General features: G+C 54.5%; 14 protein-coding genes. 10 read left to right on the top strand and 4 right to left on the bottom strand.

What is annotated here, in order from left to right; all coding sequences use genetic code 11:
* Positions 1–75 precede the first annotated feature (75 nt).
* Positions 76–1560 (bottom strand): MocR-like pyridoxine biosynthesis transcription factor PdxR, encoded by a 1485-nt coding sequence (gene pdxR / locus L6439_RS07875; protein WP_213469009.1) that lies wholly within the window; start codon positions 1558–1560, stop codon positions 76–78.
* A gap of 127 nt (positions 1561–1687) precedes the next feature.
* On the opposite strand from pdxR, the gene L6439_RS07880 reads away from it, so the two are divergent.
* The 4 genes from L6439_RS07880 to L6439_RS07895 all read left to right on the top strand — a co-directional run bounded on the left by L6439_RS07880 (position 1688) and on the right by L6439_RS07895 (position 5360).
* Complete coding sequence (locus L6439_RS07880) at positions 1688–2338, top strand: pyridoxamine 5'-phosphate oxidase family protein (RefSeq protein ID WP_213469010.1); 651 nt, start codon at positions 1688–1690, stop codon at positions 2336–2338.
* Positions 2339–2553: 215 nt separating this feature from the next.
* Positions 2554–3666 carry a sensor histidine kinase gene (locus L6439_RS07885; protein WP_213469011.1) on the top strand — a complete coding sequence of 371 codons (1113 nt, stop codon included), beginning with the start codon at positions 2554–2556 and terminating at the stop codon, positions 3664–3666.
* A 142-nt stretch (positions 3667–3808) separates the two neighbouring features.
* Positions 3809–4471, top strand: a complete 663-nt coding sequence (locus L6439_RS07890; protein WP_168181867.1) for a TetR/AcrR family transcriptional regulator — start codon at positions 3809–3811, stop codon at positions 4469–4471.
* Between the two features lie 142 nt (positions 4472–4613).
* Complete coding sequence (locus tag L6439_RS07895; RefSeq protein WP_213469012.1) at positions 4614–5360, top strand: SDR family NAD(P)-dependent oxidoreductase; 747 nt, start codon at positions 4614–4616, stop codon at positions 5358–5360.
* A gap of 61 nt (positions 5361–5421) precedes the next feature.
* Here L6439_RS07895 and L6439_RS07900 read toward each other — a convergent pair whose 3' ends face one another.
* Positions 5422–6417, bottom strand: a complete 996-nt coding sequence (locus tag L6439_RS07900) for a linear amide C-N hydrolase (RefSeq protein WP_168181869.1) — start codon at positions 6415–6417, stop codon at positions 5422–5424.
* Entirely contained in the window at positions 6417–6902 is a 486-nt protein-coding gene (locus L6439_RS07905) for an XRE family transcriptional regulator (RefSeq protein ID WP_213469013.1), read from the bottom strand. The genes L6439_RS07900 and L6439_RS07905 overlap by 1 nt, the downstream gene beginning before the upstream one ends.
* Before the next feature lie 289 nt (positions 6903–7191).
* Here L6439_RS07905 and L6439_RS07910 point away from each other — a divergent pair, with 289 nt between their 5' ends.
* The 6 genes from L6439_RS07910 to L6439_RS07935 all read left to right on the top strand — a co-directional run bounded on the left by L6439_RS07910 (position 7192) and on the right by L6439_RS07935 (position 16015).
* Entirely contained in the window at positions 7192–9258 is a 2067-nt protein-coding gene (locus L6439_RS07910) for a HelD family protein (RefSeq protein WP_213469014.1), read from the top strand.
* A 116-nt stretch (positions 9259–9374) separates the two neighbouring features.
* On the top strand, positions 9375–9899 hold the full coding sequence (locus L6439_RS07915) for a hypothetical protein (RefSeq protein ID WP_168181871.1): 525 nt from the start codon (positions 9375–9377) through the stop codon (positions 9897–9899).
* Between the two features lie 546 nt (positions 9900–10445).
* Complete coding sequence (locus L6439_RS07920; protein ID WP_168181872.1) at positions 10446–10886, top strand: Rrf2 family transcriptional regulator; 441 nt, start codon at positions 10446–10448, stop codon at positions 10884–10886.
* A gap of 277 nt (positions 10887–11163) precedes the next feature.
* Positions 11164–12909 carry a methyl-accepting chemotaxis protein gene (locus tag L6439_RS07925; protein WP_213469015.1) on the top strand — a complete coding sequence of 582 codons (1746 nt, stop codon included), beginning with the start codon at positions 11164–11166 and terminating at the stop codon, positions 12907–12909.
* 195 nt (positions 12910–13104) lie between these two features.
* The gene (locus tag L6439_RS07930) at positions 13105–13893 is read left to right on the top strand and encodes an alpha/beta hydrolase (RefSeq protein ID WP_213469016.1); all 789 of its coding nucleotides are present in this window, start codon (positions 13105–13107) and stop codon (positions 13891–13893) included.
* Positions 13894–14272: 379 nt separating this feature from the next.
* The gene (locus tag L6439_RS07935; RefSeq protein WP_168181882.1) at positions 14273–16015 is read left to right on the top strand and encodes a putative bifunctional diguanylate cyclase/phosphodiesterase; all 1743 of its coding nucleotides are present in this window, start codon (positions 14273–14275) and stop codon (positions 16013–16015) included.
* A 105-nt stretch (positions 16016–16120) separates the two neighbouring features.
* On the opposite strand, the gene L6439_RS07940 is transcribed toward L6439_RS07935, so the two are convergent.
* On the bottom strand, positions 16121–19117 hold the full coding sequence (locus L6439_RS07940; protein WP_213469017.1) for a TPM domain-containing protein: 2997 nt from the start codon (positions 19115–19117) through the stop codon (positions 16121–16123).
* Positions 19118–19250: the final 133 nt, after the last annotated feature.

Raw genomic sequence — 19250 nt, forward strand, 5'->3', positions numbered from 1 at the left:
TCGGGAACTCTGCTTCATGAATAACCAGCCATGGCATGCTTTTTTTGCGTGCGGCGGAGCCCCTTGTGCGGAGATTCATCGCTCCTCCGCCTCCATCGCCAGGCCAATGGCCCGCATCTGATTGACGCCATGCGTCAGCTCTTCCTCCGACAGGCGGGCGAAATAAAAAGAAGCCCCATACCGGATGGAGCCGGAGGCCGCGTCACGCACACTCGTATCCGGCCAAAGGATCCCGGCTTCCAGGCAGAGGGCGCGGTAGCGAATGTATTGTTCGCTCGGGCCGCGCCACCATCCGAACAGACTGAGTCCGGCATCGCTCTCGATCCACTGGAACCATGACGAGAGGCGATCGGTCAGCAGCGCGCGCAGGAGCTTGAACTTCCGGCCGTACACTCTTTTCATCCTCCGCAGATGCCGTTCATAATGTCCGCTGTTCATCCAGGCCGCAAGCGTGCGCTGCTCGAGCAGGTTGCTCGGATACGGCTCGTACAACGTCTTGGCTCTGGCGAACGATGGGGTCAAGGACGGAGGCAGCACGGCGTAACCGATGCGCACATGGGGAAGCAGCGTGCTGGTGAAGCTCCCGATGTAAATGACGCGTCCCTCACGGTCCAACACTTTGAGCGGGTCCAGCGATCTGCCCCGGTGGCGGAACACGCTGTCGTAATCATCTTCCAGGATCAGCGAATTGCGCTCGGCGGCCCAGGCCAGCAATTGCTGCCGCCGATCCAATGTCAGTACCGCCCCGGTTGGATACTGTCGGTTCGGCGTAACCATAAGCAGCTTGGCTTCCCAGTCGTCCGGAATAACCCCTTGCCCATCGACGGGAGCATGGATACAGATTCCGCCTGCGGCCTCAAACGCTCTGGCCGCTCCCGCATAGCCCGGATTCTCCATTACAACCCGGTCTCCGGGGTTGAGCAGCAGCTGGGCGGCCAGGGCGATCGCTTGCATCGAGCCATTGAAGACCGCGATCTGGCTCGCATCGGCCGCGATACCACGGGCCCGCCTTATATATTGGGCAATGCTGTCCCGAAGCGCGGCATCCCCCAGGCTGGAATGGCCGACTTGCTGCTGCTCGCTGCCGGCAAGCATTCTGGCCTGCGCATATAAGCAGCGATTCCATTCTTTGATCGGGAACCAATGCGAATCGGGGCCGAAGGCCTGAAAATCGGCTATTCTTCTCCGTTCCCCGCCGCAGCCGGCCGCATTGTCTTCCCTCCCGTCCGGCTGTTCGTTCAGCCGCTTCCCCCAGTCGGACAGCACATAGACGTCCTGACGGGATAATTCGGCCGCCCTCGGCTTCGGAGCCTGGAACGTTACGAAGGTTCCGCGCCCCACGCCGCTCGTCACATACCCCTCCGAGGATAGCATGTCGTATACTTCGTTGACGGTCCCGCGGGACAGGCCATACAATGCGGCCATTTCCCGGCTTGAAGGCAGTCTCGTACCGGTCACGAGCACTCCCGATGCGATGCAGTCGCGAATGGCAGAATAGAGCGCGAGACGCTTGGACGGATATTTCCGGGTGTACATATGGTAGGGGATATGAAAGTGCATGTCGGGCTCCTTTCTCTAAATGGTCTAATAAAATGAATGTAAATTGGCTCTTTTTCCTTGTCAATAAGTGGAGTAAGCTGGATCCTAATAAAGAGATGTCATGGCGAAGCCGGAGGGAGAAGAGCGTATGCGCAGAAAAGAATTTGAAGTGATGGACAGGGCCGAGACGGAACGATTTTTACAGGAGATGAGCTTCGGCATCCTGGGAACGATTCATCCGGATGGCTGGCCGGAGCTGACCCCGCTGAATTTTGTCTACCATAACGATTGCTTGTACTTTCACGGCAGCGCGGCCGGACAAAAAATGAAAAATATGAAAGCCGACCAGAGAGTGACGTTTGCCGTAGCCAAGGAATACGCGATCGTTCCGTCCTATTTTACGAATCCGGAGCTGGCGTGCCCGGCGACCGCTTTTTTTAAGTCCGTGCTTATTAAGGGATACGCGGAAATCTTGACGGATCTTGCGGAAAAAGCGGAGGCGCTCTCGGCGTTTATGCGCAAGCTTCAGCCGGAAGGGGGCTATGATCCGATTGATTCGGAGAACCCGGCTTATACCGGACAGATCAAAAGCACCTCGGTTGTCCGGATTACGGTTCATGAGCTGTCGGCCAAGTACAAATTCGGCCAAAATATGAAGCCGTCCGCTTTCGAAAAGGTGACCGCCGGCTTGCTTGAACGGGATAAGGGGCTGGACCGGGATACTGTGGCCCTGATGGAAGCCTTGTGTCCGCATCATCGAAAAAATGGCGGCAACGAAAACGAAGCAAGGCGAAAATAGCAGATAGCGATAGAAGGAAGCAGAGGACCCGGCAGGGAATCCGATTCGGACGGATTGCTCTTGCCGGGTATGTGCGTTGCCCAGTCATCCGTATCCGGATCCGCTGAAGCACGTATAGCAAATCTTAAATATGAAGTCCGTCGAACCAGAAAGAGGTTCAATCTGATACAATAGCAGTAGCGTTAATGTTATACAGGGAGTGGGATACATATCCAATGACGAATACAGTCCGAAGTTTTCGAGTTAAAATGATTTTATTTTTTGGGTTGAGCATGCTTTTATCGGGCGTGCTCTCCTTTATGCTCTATAAGATCCTCCAGATCTATTATCTTTCGATCAAATATGAATATCCGCGATTGACACGAATTCGGCACTATATGAGAGAGATTGGGGATATGAACTGCTTTCTGCTTGTTTTTATTCCGCTCTCGTTCTTGTTGTTCTTTTTCCTGACCCGGCGCTATGCAGCTTCTTTTCGCGTCATTTCCAACGGAATCAATCAGCTTGCGAACGGCGACTTCAACAGCCGCATCGAGATTCGATCCAAGGATGAGGTCGGGGGCCTTGCGAGAGACGTCAATCTGGCAAGCGAAAAGCTGAGGCAAGCTTTGGCAAGGGGAGATTTCGCGGAAAACGGCAAGGAGCAAGCGGTCTTGAATCTGATCCATGATCTGCGCGCGCCACTGGCCTCCGCGATGAGTCATTTGAACTTGATTCTGCAGGACGAACAGATGTCTGGCGCACAAATGAGACTTTATGCGAGCAATGCGATGACGAAATCTCAACGGCTGGAAAAGCGGATTGATGAGCTAGACGAAATTATGCGAGTGACTTACGGCAAGGTTACAATCGATATAAAAACAGTCGATCTGAGCGAGCTTCTCATCCAGTTGAATGAGCAATTATCTCCCTTGTTCAAGAAAAACCGGCTCAAAATGCGCATGAATGTTACTCCGCATGTCATGGTGCGGGGCGATGGAGAGCTTTTGGCGCGCGTATTTGAAAACTTGCTGACGAATGCCGTCCGCTACGGCAAAAAGGGCGTGTTCATCGATATTCATTGCGGTATGGATGCAAGCGATGCGGTCGTTCAAGCGGTCTGTTATGGAGACGGCATACCGCCGGAGGAGCTGCCGCATATTTTCGATATCTCTTACCACCGGGATAAAGCAGGGCCGGATGAAGAGGAGGATACCGGTCTTGGCTTGTTCATTGCCCAAAATATTGTGGCGCAGCATCATGGCACGATTACAGCCCAAAGCAATGTCATTCGCACGCTCCTTGAAGTTCGTCTTCCGCGGAACGGCGCGCCTGAGGGCCATCATTAATTTCCTTTTTTTTTCGAGACGTTCTGCAAGCTGCGATAGAAGCCCATCAACGAAGCGGGTTCCGGTTCGCGGCTTGACAAGAACGCCGCTCCTTTTTATAATCTAACCAGTTAGTTATTTTTTTCAAAATGGGGTTTTTGTTATGGCGGAAAGAAAGAAAAGGACGTATGACGCTTCAAGAACGAAGGAGATCATCCTTGACGCGGCTGAACAGTTATTTGCCGAGCACGGATACTCGGCGGCGCGGATCGACGCAATCGCAAGTGCCTCGGGATATAATAAGAGCCTGATCTATCAATATTTTCAGGATAAGCTGGGGCTCTATACCGAAGTCGTCAGACGGGCCGATCGGCTGGGAAATCAAATGTTCGAAGAGTTGGCGGGCGATATGCTGTCCGATGAGACTACGTTCTCGGATCCTGACAAGTTCAAGCGGTTGCTTGAAAAAGTGATCGCCATTTCGTATCAGTTTATGTCGGAGCACCCCAGTTACTTAAAAATCTACTCCTGGGAAGCTGCGGAGGAGTGGAAGACATGGAAAAAAATCTCGTACTCCCCGGATGATATTTTCCAATTTTATAAGCTGGCGCAAAGGGCAAAAGAGAACGGCATCATTCGGCAGGATATGGATGCGATGATGGTGCCGATCGTCATGATGAATGCGGTCATTCCGTTCGTGCAGTCCTTTAGACGACTCAACGAGATGCTGGATGACGAGGCGGACTGGACGATGCCGCAAGAACGCTTCAGAGAACAGATCGTAAAATTCGTGATTCATGGGGTAATGGAGCCGTCCCTATTATAACGATAGGGGCGTCCTTTTTCCCTTATTTATAACCAACTAGTTAGTTAAAAAAATGCCGCGAAAGGAGTGATGCCTGGCATCTAGCGGCGTATGGTCATCACCCGAACAGCTAGTTATCACCTCGATCAAAGGAGAGATTATCATGAAGAGATTTGAGCGGAAAGTGGTCATTGTCACCGGCGGAGCGAGCGGGATTGGGGCAGCGGCCGTCCGACTGTTCGCCGAAGAAGGAGCGAAGGTTGTCATCGCGGATTTGTCCGAACAAGGGCAAGGATTGCGCACTGAATTATATGCACACGGGTTTGATTCCTATTTTATTCAGACGGACGTATCCAAAGAAGATGACGTGATGCGAATGGTCGATCAGACCGTTCAGAGATATGGCAGACTGGACGTATTGTTTGCCAACGCCGGGATCGGAAGTGATGGACCCACGGATCAGGTCGATTATGAGGATTGGCGGCGTACGATTGATATTAACTTGACCGGCGTGTTTCTCTGCAACAAGCATGCCATCAAGCAAATGTTGAAGCAGGAGAGCAAAGGCGCTATCGTCAATTGCGGATCGGTCAACAGTCATGTCGGCAAAGCGAGAGTCTGTGCCTATGCTTCGGCGAAAGGCGGCGTCAAGCTGTTGACCAAATCGACGGCCGTCGCTTATGCAGCCCGAGGCATTCGCGTAAATGCCGTATGTCCCGGATATATCGATACGCCCATGATGCAGGGGCTTGGCGAGGAAGTGACCAAGTATTTGGTCGGACTTCATCCGATGGGAAGATCGGGCAGGCCGGAAGAGGTGGCGAAAGCGGTTCTGTTCTTAGCCAGCGATGACGCCTCCTTCATTACCGGCACGATCTTGCTGGTGGATGGAGGATACACAGCGGTGTAGGGTAAAAGCACCCCAGGAGGGTGCTTTTTTGCATGATTCATGCTTCGGGAAAGAACGGGCACTAACCGAACGATTCGGGGTATTGCGCCAAAAAGCGGATTACTTCATCTGAGATGTCCCAATGAAATATAGAAGTCATGTTTTCGTCTCTAAAGAAAGAATGTACGACGTGGTGATTAAACTGTGTAGTATAGGCCACGAACTGTTCCCTCGCGTTGGGGCCTTGAAGCTTTTGCAGGTCGGCTGCTAAGGATGACGATCCTTTAGAAAAATCGAACTCGGCTATCCGAATCTTCCTTCTTTCACGGTTCCGGTTGGTATTCGCATGGATCTCCATGTTTACTAGATCATATACGATGCTAAAGACTGTATCTTCCCGCTTTGCCTCCTCCAGCGTCTCAAATCCAATATCGACCATCTCCGATTGAATTGTTTTTTTCTTTGTTCGCTCCCACACGGCAAGAACGCGCTTCATGGAGTTTTGCTCGTATTCGTCTCGGCCTGTCCAATCGGTAATCCCGGACATGATTTCATCCCATGCCTGCGCATAAGGGGAATTGGCCATAATCGGAGCGGGCAGATGGTCTTCATAAATTTGCATATTTCCGTTCAAAAATTCGATAATCGCACAGTCGCCGCTTCGATCCGCAATCAGGTAGTGCAATTTAGATGTGCTCTGGTCAATCCGAATCGTTGCCGCTGCTTGCAGCACTTCCCTGACCGTAGCGCAAGTGTCGAGCATATATTGAATCCATTGCAATTCATTCACAGTATGCTTGTCATCCGCCGGGGGATGTTCCGTTGTCCACAGCGTAGTCTGCTCCACGACGAGGCCCTGTTCATTCATTCCGCCATTAGGGCTTTCCTTGCCGTTCTGGGAGACGGTCAGACTGCCATAGCGGGATACCCACGTTGCAGGAAGGGCCGGCGGCAGCATAAGAGCGGTTTTGCGGATGCCTCTATGGTTTGTAAATAAGAACACACCATCGTAAATAACATCTTGATTTTTGCATACAACTATTTTTCCATCCTGATGAAGTTGAAACACAGTGCTCATCACTCAGACTCCTTTAACATTATTTTGAGGCCGGTTACGTCTCCGCCTTCGATATGATCTAACAAAGCATGGCATAGGCGAAGGGTGCTGGCATCCGCTCCTTTCACAATGGCAGCAAACCGGCTGATGATCATCTGGTGTTCTTTTTCTATCTGAAGCTGCTTCAGCTTCTCGCGATAGGCTTCCATATCCGTTCCATCTTCCGCATGTTCTAATAATCGGGTGAGGAACAGAATTTGAATATTTATTTTCATATCGACCGTCAAGTCTTTCAAATAAAAGTCATCATCGACGAGGATTGCGGCATCCATGTTGAAATAATTTCCTAAGGCATGAAGCCGCTCTTTTGGCACAGGCCGTCTCTTTTTGATCCAATCGGAAAATTGTTGAGGGGTTATTTTTACCTCTTTACATACATTGGTATATGAAACTTGATGAAGGAGAGCAAGGTATTGCAACGTTGTCATCGTTGGAACGGAATCCATCGGGCACACTCCTTTGACATAAAATATGTCATGCGTATAGGTTTCATTATATTTGTGACATATTTTATGTCAAGCGTGTGATTCAAGAGATGGAAGGCAAAACACAAAAAAACCAAGCCCTGAAGATCAGGAGCCTGGTTCGTACATGACAGGAAAAAATTAGGTCATTCGTATGTCCTTTTTTGGACCCACGATAAAGATATAATACTACAAAGAAAAGGTTAAGTCTATATTTTTTTTGGTTTTTCTCTATACTTATCGGTATTCTCAGTAGAAAAGAGGGACCCAAATGATCACGAATAGTACGGAAGCGGAAGAAAGAGAGCATTTAGGCAGGACGTTGTCACAGCTCCGGACTGCGCTGCAGGCGATCGAACATAAGATAAGCGCTGCCCGCCAAGACATCATCGAAGCGAAAAAATATGTCTGGACCAACCTGTCTCAACTTGATCCGGCCGAAAGAGCAGCGAACCGAGTGGACATATCGCTAACCATCGATCACGGGGAAAAGGCGGTTGAAAAACAAAGAAGACTCCGCAAATTGCTGGATGCCCCTTATTTCGGCAGAGTTGACTTCGCTGCTGACGACGCGGCGGAAAGCGGCACGTACTATATCGGGGTCCATTCCTTCAGTGACGAAGACAGCCAACAGAATGTCATTTATGATTGGCGTTCCCCGATTGCCGGCATATTTTATGATTTTCAGATCGGCAGGGCCGGTTATTCCTCTCCCGGAGGCGACATCGAGGGGGAACTTCAGGTCAAGAGGCAGTATAAAATCAAAGACGGCGCAATGGAGTATATGCTCGAAAGCGATATGAACATCCGTGACGAGGTGCTGCAAAAAGAACTCAGCCGCACTTCGGATGAGAGAATGAAACATATTGCGGCCACCATTCAGAAGGAGCAAAATGCAATCATCCGCAATGAGCATTCCCATGAGCTGATCATTCAAGGGGTTGCCGGCTCCGGGAAAACCTCTGTCGCGCTGCACCGGATTGCCTTCCTCTTGTATCGGTATAAAGGAACGTTAACGTCGCAAAATATATTGATTCTCTCTCCGAACAAAGTGTTTTCCGACTATATTTCCAATGTGCTGCCGGAGTTGGGGGAAGAAAACATCATGGAGATGGGCTTTGAAGAGCTTGCCGCCAGGGAGCTGAAGGGCGTATGCGAGTTTCAGACCTTCAACGAGCAGGTGGCGGAGCTTGCGGCCTCGGCAGAGGAAGCGGTGATTGAGCGTATCCGAAGCAAAGCCCGCATTGATTTTGTGCATGAGCTGGAACGTTTTGCAGCGCATGTGGGCGAGACCTATTTCGAACCAAGCGATATATCACTCGATAATGTGCAGGTAACCAAAGAGGAGCTACAGAGCGCCTATCAAGCGGCCGGCAAGCTGCCATTCACGCAACGGGCGGCAAAAACGGCGGCGATGGTTGCGGGAAGCGCCCGGGATAAATATGGACAAAAGCTAAAGCCCGCGGCGGTTCATAAAATCAAATCGGCGGTCAAAAAGATGTGCCGTACGCAAAATATGCTTGTCATTTATAAAGATTTCTATGATTATATGGGCAAGCCGGAATGGTTCAAGCTCAAAAAACCGAAAATGCTTGAGTTTTCGGATGTGTTTCCACTCGTTTATTTGAAGCTTCTCTTGGAAGGGGCAGCCGATTATCAAGATATCAAGCATGTCGTCATCGATGAAATGCAGGACTACACCGCTGTGCAGTATGCCGTGCTATCGCGCCTGTTCCCCTGCAAGAAGACGATTCTCGGAGACAGCAGCCAATCCGTTAATCCCTACTCGTCGTCATCGATAACCGGGATCAGGCAGGTTTTTCCCGAAGCCGATACAGTCGAACTCTTAAAAAGCTACCGCTCAACGCTGGAGATTCTCCGCTTCGCCCAGCACATCAACCCTCAGAGCAAGATGATACCGATGGAGCGTCATGGCGCCTTCCCTCAGATCAAAAAATCCGGGAGCCGGGATGGCGAATGGGCTCATATCATTCAAACGATAAGCGGCTTTCTGGAATCGGAGCATCGCTCATTAGGCATTGTATGCAAGACGCAGGCTCAGGCGGAGCTTCTCTATGCAAAGATAAGGGATGTTCACCATGATATCTTTCTCCTCGATTTCAGCAGCGATCAATTTCATGAAGGAATTATCGTGGCTTCCTCGCATATGGCCAAAGGATTGGAGTTCGATCACGTTCTCGTGCCTTTTAGCGACGCCGGGAATTACAGGACAGAGATGGACCGGGGCTTGCTGTACATCGCCTGCACGAGAGCCATGCATATGCTGACGCTCACTTATTCGGGAGAAGCTTCTCCGCTGCTGCCGGAATGGGCATAGACCATGGGGATATATGACAGAATGAAGGGATGTTCCCGGAAGCCATCGTCTAACCCGGCGTAAAACTGCGATTCAATTTTGATATATACAATATAGGAAGAAAGAAGGGGATCGCATTGCAAAAACAAAGCTTCGGCGGCATGCTGCTCATTGCCGCAGGGTCACTGATCATTCTGATGCATATGCTGCAGAACGGAGAAATGAGGCTAAGTGATCCGGGATACGTGTTCGGGTATTTTTGGCCCGCCATTTTTGTCATTCCGCTCGGCATTTTATTTCATGTCATGTACTTCGGCATGACCCGGGGAAGGGCGCCGGGGCTGCTTATTCCCGGCGGCATTCTGTGCATGGCTGGAGTCGTCTGCCAGATCTCGATGCTGTTCGACGCATGGTCCTGGATGTGGCCGGGCTTCCCGTTAGCCGTAGCCTTCGGCTTGTTCGAGTTCTATCTGTTCAGCGGCCGCAACAAATGGCTTCTTATTCCTATTTATATTTTAGGCAGCATGTCCGTCATCTTCTTCCTTCTGTTCGGCATCGGAACGGTGATCGGGGCTGCCGGGGGCAGTTCGCTCGCCGCGATGCTGCTTATCGTAGCGGGATTGTATGTCATTTTGCGCCGCAAGCACGGCGTGCTTGATTGACGCGCCGTTCCCGGCCAGAACGTCTGCAGCTCCGGGTCATTCACTCCGCCTAAGCTGCAGTATCACCACTCTAGTTCCTTGCTCCACAAAAGCTGGAACATTTCTCGCACCTCTGATCATCTTGCTCTACCAATCCTGCAAGAAAGCAGCAATTTTATTGACACGAGGTTGCGAAAAATAGGATTGCTGCAAAAATACAGCAATTCCTCCACGGCAAGGCGCAGAGAGCGTTCAAAGTGGGGAAATGCTGCAGTTTTGCAGGATTTTCCCGGAATTTCGCCTCTTAAGGCTAAAAATGCTGCGCCTGTGCAGCATTTTCATGCGGGACCAGCTCATGCGGGACCAGCTCGCTGCAAGCGCAGACCAGCTTGCCCTAACGCTGTTCTGCCTTCCCCGCCCCGCCATTCCTAACAAAAAGACTGTCGACCGGACTTTGTCGACAGTCTGGAGCCGCCTCGCGAGGCGGCCTTTGACATGCCTGCAAGAGGCCGCATTGACAATGAGCGCCAGTTGTAACTATAATGGTTGCATGAAAGGGTGAGCCGAATGAAGATTAGCAGCCGGTTTAGTGTGGCCGTTCATATCCTGTCCCTGCTGACGTTGGAGCCGCAAGCTCATCATACCTCCGAATGGCTGGCCGGTAGCGTGAACACGAATCCGGTGGTCATTCGCAGAGTGACCTCCCAGTTGAAGAAGGCCGGTCTGGTGGCGGTCCGCCCCGGAACGGGCGGGGCCGCCTTGGTGCGTCCGGCGGGCGAGATTACGCTCCTCGATGTGTACCGCGCCGTGGAAGCGGTCGAGGAAGGGGAATTGTTCGGCATGCATGAGCATCCGAATCCGCAGTGTCCGGTCGGCGCCAATATCGAAGCGGTGCTGCAGCTCATCACGGCCCAGGCGCAATCCGCAATGGAACGCGTACTGGAAGGGGTTACGCTGGAGCAGGTCGCCCTGAATCTGAAAAGGCACATCAATGCGGAAGAGGAATAACACGAGAGAAATGTATGGTGTCAGACATGCATGGCGGCAGCGGATAGCCCCCATGCATTTTTTTTCGGCAGAACAGATGGTAAATTATAGGTCTAACTACCCAATTATTAGGTCTTAGATAGATTGATCTAAAATATTTGTCGAATCAACACGATATATATTTATGGATTTTCACGAGGAAGAAATACGGAAATAGTAAAACGGCCATCTAACCGCCGATTCATATTGGATGAGAGACGCCCGTATTTTTCCTGCTTACATCTAAGGGGGCGAACACATGAGAAACAAGAGTTTAGTATTTAAATCGGTGTTGGTGCTGTCCGCGCTGATTACGATTATGTCGGTTGTGTTTACCAGCTTTTCCTATATCTCCGAACGAGGCATCTATTATGATGAGCTGTTAAATGTACATACTTCGCTTGATCAGCAAATTACGTTGGAGATCGAAGGCATTGCCAAGGCACAGGAAAAAATGAAAATGATGAGTTATGACCAGTATATGGAAGATCAAGAAATGGATTGGATCCAGACGAATTTGGAGGGCATGACTCGCGAGGGGTATATTTCCAATACCTATCTCATTAAGCCGGAACTGATCGAAAAAGAAGGAAAAGTGTTTATGTCGGTCATCCAGGCGAATAATAACATGATCGAACATGGCAACAAGCCGCTTAGCGACGTAGAGATGACGGAAGAATTCCGCCAGGCTTATTATGACATGAAGAATGATGGTATCGGTATCTCTAAAGTATACGCCGATTCGATGGGCGAATGGATTACGATATTATCTCCGATTGAAGATAAACAAAATAAAACGATTGCGCTCTTGGGCATCGACTTCAGCTATTCGAAAATAAATAACGATCTAAATCAGATGATGTGGAGAAATATAGCCGTCGGCGCCGTGACCGGCATTGCTTTTATCCTCCTTATCCTGTGGCTTATCCGCAAGACTATCCGTCCGTTGAATGAGTTGGCGCAGCTGGCCAAGCGGGCGGCCAAGGGCGATTTGACGGTCCAGATCCCGGTTACTTCGCGGGATGAAATCGGCATGCTGTCAACCAGCTTCAATGAGATGATAACCGATATCCGCGAGCTGATCGGAAGCATGAAGGAGACGACAAGCCACGTGACAGAGGCTTCGAACCATCTGACCGTCATCTCTCAGCAGACGGCCCAATCGACGCACGAGATCTCGAGCGCCATTCAAGAGGTGGCGTCCGGTTCGGAGACGCAGCTGACGGGAACGGAAGAGAGCAAGATCGCGATGGGCGAGATGGCTGTCGGCATCCAGCGGATTGCGGAATCGGCATCGAACGTGTCCGAATACAGCGTGGCGGCCGCTCAAGCCGCGAAGCAGGGGAATGAAGTCGTTCGGCAGACGATCGCACAGATGAACAGCATTCACTCTTCCGTGAATGAGTCGGTCTCGATGGTGCGGAAGCTGGCCGAGCAATCCAATGAGATCGAGCAGATTGTGTCGGTCATCGGCAATCTTGCCACGCAGACGAATCTGTTGGCGCTGAACGCCTCGATTGAAGCGGCCCGCGCCGGCGAGCATGGCCGGGGCTTCGGGGTCGTCGCGAAGGAAGTGCGATCGCTCGCCGAGCAAGCGAAGGTATCGACGGAGCAGATCGCGGAGCTGCTGCAATCCGTCGTAGCGAGCACGAGACATGTGGCCGGCACGATGGAATCGGCGGCGGCGGATGTGCAGGAAGGGACGCAGATCGTGCAGGTGGCCGGCGAGACCTTCCAAAATTTATGGAATTCTATCCAGGAAGTATCCGATCAAATTCAAGAAGTGTCCGCGGCTTCGGAAGAAATGTCTGCCGGCAGCGAGCAGGTAGCCGCGGTCCTCGATAACCTGGCCGAGATCGCGAAGAACGCCTCCGAGAGCTCGCAGAGCGTGGCCGCTTCCTCCGAGGAGCAGCTGGCCATTGTGGAGGAGATCGCCGATTCCGCGGCGGTAATGAGCGGCAAAATGAAAGAGCTGGATCAGGAAATGAAGAAATTTACCATCTAAGCCACAATCCGAAACGAAAGAAGCCAGTCAACACACAAACCTCCGTGAAGGCAGACATGCGCCTGCGGAGGTTTGCGTTTTTTAGGATCACAGCCGCTTGCAATGAAGAGCGCCCCGTGACATGCTCATACTAGCGTCGCGCGCCATCCTTGGCGCAGGATGCGAATCCGACAAGCTGCATAAGGAGGACATACGATGAATCGGATGTTGCTATGGCCGCAAGGCGCGCCATTATCCATGGGGGAGGCGGCGGAAGCGGGACCGGCTCTCTGCCTTTTCCCGGCGCGCGGTTCGGAGCCTGCGGGGGCGGTCATCATCTGCCCCGGAGGCGGATACGGCTTCAAGGCGGAGCATGAGGGGGCCCCGGTCGCGGAATGGCTGAACTCGCTCGGAATTCACGCCTTCGTGCTCGACTACCGGGTGCACCCTTACCGCCATCCGGCGCCGCTGCTCGACGCCCAGCGCGCCATTCGCCTCGTGCGCAGCCAAGCCCGGGCGTGGAACATCCGGCCGGATCGGGTCGGCATTCTCGGCTTCTCGGCAGGCGGGCATCTCGCCTCTACGGCAGGGACCCGCTATGACCTGGGCGCACCGCATGCCGCCGACCCGATCGACCGGGAGAGCTGCCGCCCCGATGCGATGGTGCTCTGCTACCCGGTCATCACGATGGGCGAGACCGGGCATTCCGGCTCGCGCGAGAATCTGCTCGGCCCTAATGCGGATCCGCAGCTTATCGACGCGCTGTCCAACGAACGCCATGTGACGGAAGACACGCCGCCTGCCTTCTTGTGGCATACGGCCGAGGACGATGTGAAGGTCGAGAACAGTCTCCAGTTCGCCTTGTCGCTCAGCCGGAAGGCGGTCCCCTTCGATCTGCATGTCTACGACAAGGGGCCGCATGGATTAGGGCTGGCCGTGTCCGACCCGTACGTCGGCAGCTGGACGGCCCAATGCGGGAAGTGGCTGAAGAAGCTCGGCTTCTAACCGGCCCGCAAGAGGGCCAGACAGGAGAGAACCGCCGCCGGCGCGTCGCGGCCGCGCGGGTTGGAGGCGCGAATGGGAGAGGGGCGGCTGCTTCGGCAGCCGCTTTTCCATGCGATATGACATATTGCGACGAGATATGACAAAACGATGGACAAGGAAGCCGGTAAAGGGTATAAAGAGAAAAAGAACTATGCAAGCAGTTCGGACTTACGATGACGTCAATGGGATGACCCGCCTGTCCGTTACCTATAGAAGGAGGCACGCCGTCTTGCAGAATCGCTCCTGTCCCGTTTCCCGCGCCAGCGGGCTCTGGCTTGATCAATCTTGGAAGGATTCAGATGACGCCCAGCTGCGAATAGATGAAAAAATAACCGCGCAAATGAACATGATCGACCTGACGGAAAAGGATCTGGAGATTGTGCGCTCGATTCGCCCGCTCGTGCTGGAGCATATCGACGATATCGTGGATTCTTTCTATGCTTCGGTGCTGCGCATTGATATATTAAAAAAACTGATCATGGATCACAGCCAAATCGACAAGCTTCGAAAAACGCTGAAGGAGCATTTGATCGAAATGTTCAGCGGCCGGATCGACCGGGAGTTTATCGAAAAGCGGATGCGGATCGCGATCGTCCATGAACGAATCGGCTTGAAAACCCGCTGGTACATGGGCGCGTTCCAAAACCTTCAAAATGCGTTCATCCATTTGCTCAACCGTCATTTGCCCGACAAGGAGCGAATGCTCACGGTCTGCTTATCGATTACGAAGCTGTTGAATCTGGAGCAGCAACTCGTGCTGGAAGCCTATGAGAAGCGATCGAATGAGAAAATCCAGCATCAGGCGTTCCATGACGAACTGACCGGGCTGCCGAACCGCCGGATGCTGCAGCAGCGGCTGCAGGAGCGGTTCGAGCTCGGTGCGGAGGCGCAGAGCCGGTTCGCGGTCATGGTGCTGGATATCGACCGGTTCAAAATGATCAATGATTCGCTGGGACACGCCTATGGCGATCAATTTTTGAAGATGGTCAGTTTCCGGCTGCTGAAGGCGGCCGGCGAGGAGAGCAGCTTCATCGCCCGGATGGGCGGAGATGAATTCGCCGTGCTGTGTCCGGCGGATGCGGAGCATGATCCCGCCGATTTGGCCATGCGCATGATCGAGCAGATCCGGCTGCCATACCAGTTGAACCGGACCGAGTTTTTTGTGACGACGAGCATCGGCATCGCCATTTATCCGGATCATGGCCTGACCGCTTCCGAATTGCTGCGCAATGCGGACAAGGCGATGTATGAAGTGAAGAAGGACGGCAAGAACGCGTACCAGTTCTATTCCGCGGCATTCGACGCCCATTTGCAGGAGAAGATCGAGCTGGAGAATGATCTGCGCAAAGCGGTGGCCCGTCAAGAGCTGGTCGTTCACTATCAGCCGCAATATACGCTGAAGGAGAATGAACTGATCGGCGTGGAAGCGCTCGTGCGCTGGAACCATCCGCGCAAGGGCCTTCTCGATCCGTCGGTCTTTATTCCGATTGCGGAGGAGACGGGAATGATTTACGAGATGGGCGCCTGGATTTTGCGGGAGGCCTGCCGCCAGATGCGGGCCTGGCATGATGCCGGGGGGCCCAAAATCCGCGTGTCGGTCAATCTGTCGACGCAGCAATTCCATCAGTCCAATCTCTGCGAGACGATTCGCGGCATTTTGGAAGCGACCGGTTTGGCGCCGGAATTTTTGGAGCTGGAGATTACGGAAAGCATGATGATGGACGTCACCCGCTCGACGAAAATTTTGCAGGAGCTGACGGCCCTCGGCGTGTATATCAGCATGGATGATTTCGGCACGGGGTACAGCTCGCTCAGCTATTTGAAGCTGTTCCCGATTCGCAAGCTGAAGATCGACCGCTCGTTCATGAAGGATGTGGCGAGCAATCCGAATGACAAGGCAATCGTGGCGACGATTATCTCGATGGCGCATCATTTAAATATGCGCGTGATCGCCGAAGGGGTCGAGACGGAGGACCAGCTTCATTATTTAAGCGAGAATGGCTGCGATGACATTCAGGGCTTCTTTTTCAGCCCGCCGGTGTCCGCCGAGCAATTGGAGCGCACGATTCTGAACGGAAAATAGGCCAGGGGAGCCCCGTCACCCCCCGGCAAAAAAAGCTGCGCATCCGGCCTTCCCGCCGATGCGCAGCCTTGCTTCCCGTCCGGGAGGCTTGCCGCTCCTCCGCATCTACCAGTTCGATCCGCCGGAGGAATTATTGTTCTTGCTCCAGCTGGAACCGCCGGAGGAGGAGCTGCCGCTTCCCCAACCGGAGCCGCCGGACGAATTCGTCGTCCTGCGCTCCTGGGCCCGCCTTGCTTCCTCCCTGCGGCGTTCCTCCGCCCGCTTGGCTTCCTCTCTCCGGCGCGCTTCCGCCCGCCTCGCTTCTTCCGCCCGCCGCTCCTCCCGCAGCACATCGTTATACGCCGATTCCATGGCAGCGATAATTCCGGTCATGGCCGCTGCGGTGCGCGCAGCTTCGTCATAGGCTCCTCGCCGCATCAGATCGCCCGCCTCGCGGCGGATCGAAGCGAAGCGGGAATCATACGGCGAGACGTTGAGTTTGCTTCGCGCGCGGGAGTATGCGCGCCGGTATTGGCTGTCCAACCGATCAAGCTCCCGTTCCGCATTGCGCTTCTGTACGGCGGCCCGTTCAATGACGCCCAAGTAATCATTGGCTTCGTCGACGAATTCCCCGCTTATCTCGTTCATCAGGCCGACATCATAGGGCGGATCGGCGGCGAGGCTCCGGAGCCCGGACTGCAGCCGCTCCAGACGATGCTCCCGATCCCCCCACAGCTGGGCAAGATGCTGGCGGGAGAGGATGCGTTGGGCTTTGGCGAAGGCCGCTTCCCCGGCCGCCTGCCTCCGCAGCGCCTCCTTGTGCGCGCTGTCCAGCTCTCTTACCTGGCGCTCATACCGCTCGATGGCATGATCCAGCTCGGCCAGCCGCAGCAGCATCCGATCGAGCTCTTCCCGCGCCATGTCGTATTCCTGGACATCGATGCCCGACCAATACTCGGCCTGGCCCAGCGCCGGCCCGATATCGGACAGGGACTGGTATTTATCGCGATACAGATGCCAGAGCTGCTCCCAATGCTTCGTCCGGTAGGCGGCCTGGACGCGCCCATTCACCTGGGACAGTTCCTGATCCTTGCGGAAGTAACCGTCCAGTCTCGATTTGAGCTCGGCGATGTCCTTGGCATTCTTGACCTGCAAATCCGCCTGCCGCTGCGTCATGTTCACCGCGTCGGCCAGCAATTGGCTCATCAGCTCGACACGCTGGATCGCCGCCGGGATATCCCCATGCCGCAGCAGCTCGTGCATCTGCTCGTTGATCTGTCCCGTCTGGTCGATATTGCCGTACGGATCGATGCGCACGAGCTTCAGACGGAATTGCTGCGCGATAGCCTGGACGCGCCCCCGGCTCTCCGCCATCTCCTGCGGAGTCCGGCGGTAGATCTCCGCCAGCTCGGCGATGCTTGCGATGTCGTTCTCCAGCCTGCGCAGCTCCTCATTGGCGTGCTCGACCCGGTGCTCTGCGCCCAGCGGGTCGAAAATCTCAAGCTGCTTGCTCTCCGCCAGCTCGGCCTCGACCGCCTGGCAGCGCCGCCGGAGCTTATCCAGCGTCCAGCCCCGCGCTTGACTCTCCGCCGCGATGCCGCGGCCGGCGGCCCGCAGCCTCTCCTCCGCATCCGCAATCGTCTGCTTCAACGTCCGGTCCAGCTCTTCGATATGGCCGATCGCGGCGACATGCCGTTCCGCCTCCGCCGTGCGCTCCTTCAGCTCGGCGGCCGCGGCCGCAACCTGCTTGCGGAGGGACGGCATGAGCCATTGCCGCTTCGGCATGGCCTTGAGCTCCTGCTGCCGGGCGTTCAGCCAGATGAGAATGTCCGCCAATTCCCGATCCGCCGCCCTGGCCGTATGCTGCGTCTCGCCCTGGGACAGGTCGAGGTAGATTTTGTTCTTCTCCAGCGCCTGGTTCACCCGCACCATCAATGCGGGCTGGCGCCGGAGGATCAGCCGCCGCCGGATCCACAGCTCCCCGCGCTCGCCGGCGACGGCGAGGACGAGCAGCCCGCCTGCCCACAGCAGCACCAGCTGCCAGTCGATGGAGAGGGGCGCCGCCGGCGTTATCCCTCTCCTGACAGGGGCTGGCTCCTCCAGAGGTCCATCTTGCGTCCCGTTCGGCTCGGTCTCGCCCGCGGCGGGCGCCGGCCCCTTCAAGGCATGCGTCGCTTTCATCAACGAGATGGACGCCGCGGCAAAGTCGCCTTCCTCCGCCTTCGGTATGAAGTGAGCGTCCAGCCAGGCTTTCAGGCTGCCCGGCACGTCGCCGCGGATGCCGGTCTCGGCATCGATTTTGTCCTGAAGGGCGGGGTTGTTGAAATTCATCTCCACCCGCCGCTCTTTCTTGGAAAGGAGAAGCAAAATGTCATCGGCCCCTAACCCGAGTTCCCGGTAGAGCTTGTTCGCGTATGCTTCCGGCGCCGCGCCTTTGAAGCTATCGACGGTCACCAGGCGGAACGTGTATCCCTCTCCCTGCGCCGCCTTCTTCACGGCAGGCAGAGACTCCTTCGGGATCATGCGCGCCTTGTCCTGGACGAGAGCGGGCTGGGAGGAGCTCCCTGCTGTATGGGCGGCTCCTCCTTGCTTTGAACCCTGCGTGGCGTCCGGCTTGCTTCCGGCAGCCGCCTGCGGCTTCAAGGCATGCGTCGCCTTCATCACCGAGACGGAAGCAGCGGCGAAATCGCCCTCCTTCGCCTTCGGAATGAAGTGCGTATCCAGCCATGAGGCCAGACTGGCCGCCGCGTCCCCGCGAATGCCCGCCTTGGCGTCGATTGCGGCCTGAAGGGAAGGATTGTTGAAGTTCATCTCGACCCGCCGCTCCTGCTTGGAGACGAGGAGGAGGATGTCATCCGCTCCCAGTTCCCATTGCTCGTACACGTCATTGGCATAGTCGGCCGGCGCCGTTCCATCCAAGCTGTCCACGGTCAGCAGGTAGAAGGTGTACAGCTTCCCTCGGGCCGCCTTCTCGATGGAAGCGGCCGATGTCTTGGACAGTATCTGCGCGGTATCCTGAACCAGCCCGTCTTTGGGCGGAATTGCCCCCGCCCTTGCCGTACCCGGAACGGCGGATATGATAATGACCAGCAAAAGCATCATAATGCGCAGCGCATTTTGCACGTTGAACCCTCCCGTTGTCTCTCACCGATAGTCTATTTCCAGTATACCGGAATTACGGCGCACTTGGGGAAAAGTTCCTGCAAAGTTCGCGCGCTGGTCTTTGCGGCGAAAAGCGCAATAACTATCAAATGTG

Origin of the sequence: Paenibacillus dendritiformis, from assembly GCF_021654795.1 — a bacterium.
Classification (GTDB): Bacteria; Bacillota; Bacilli; order Paenibacillales; family Paenibacillaceae; genus Paenibacillus_B.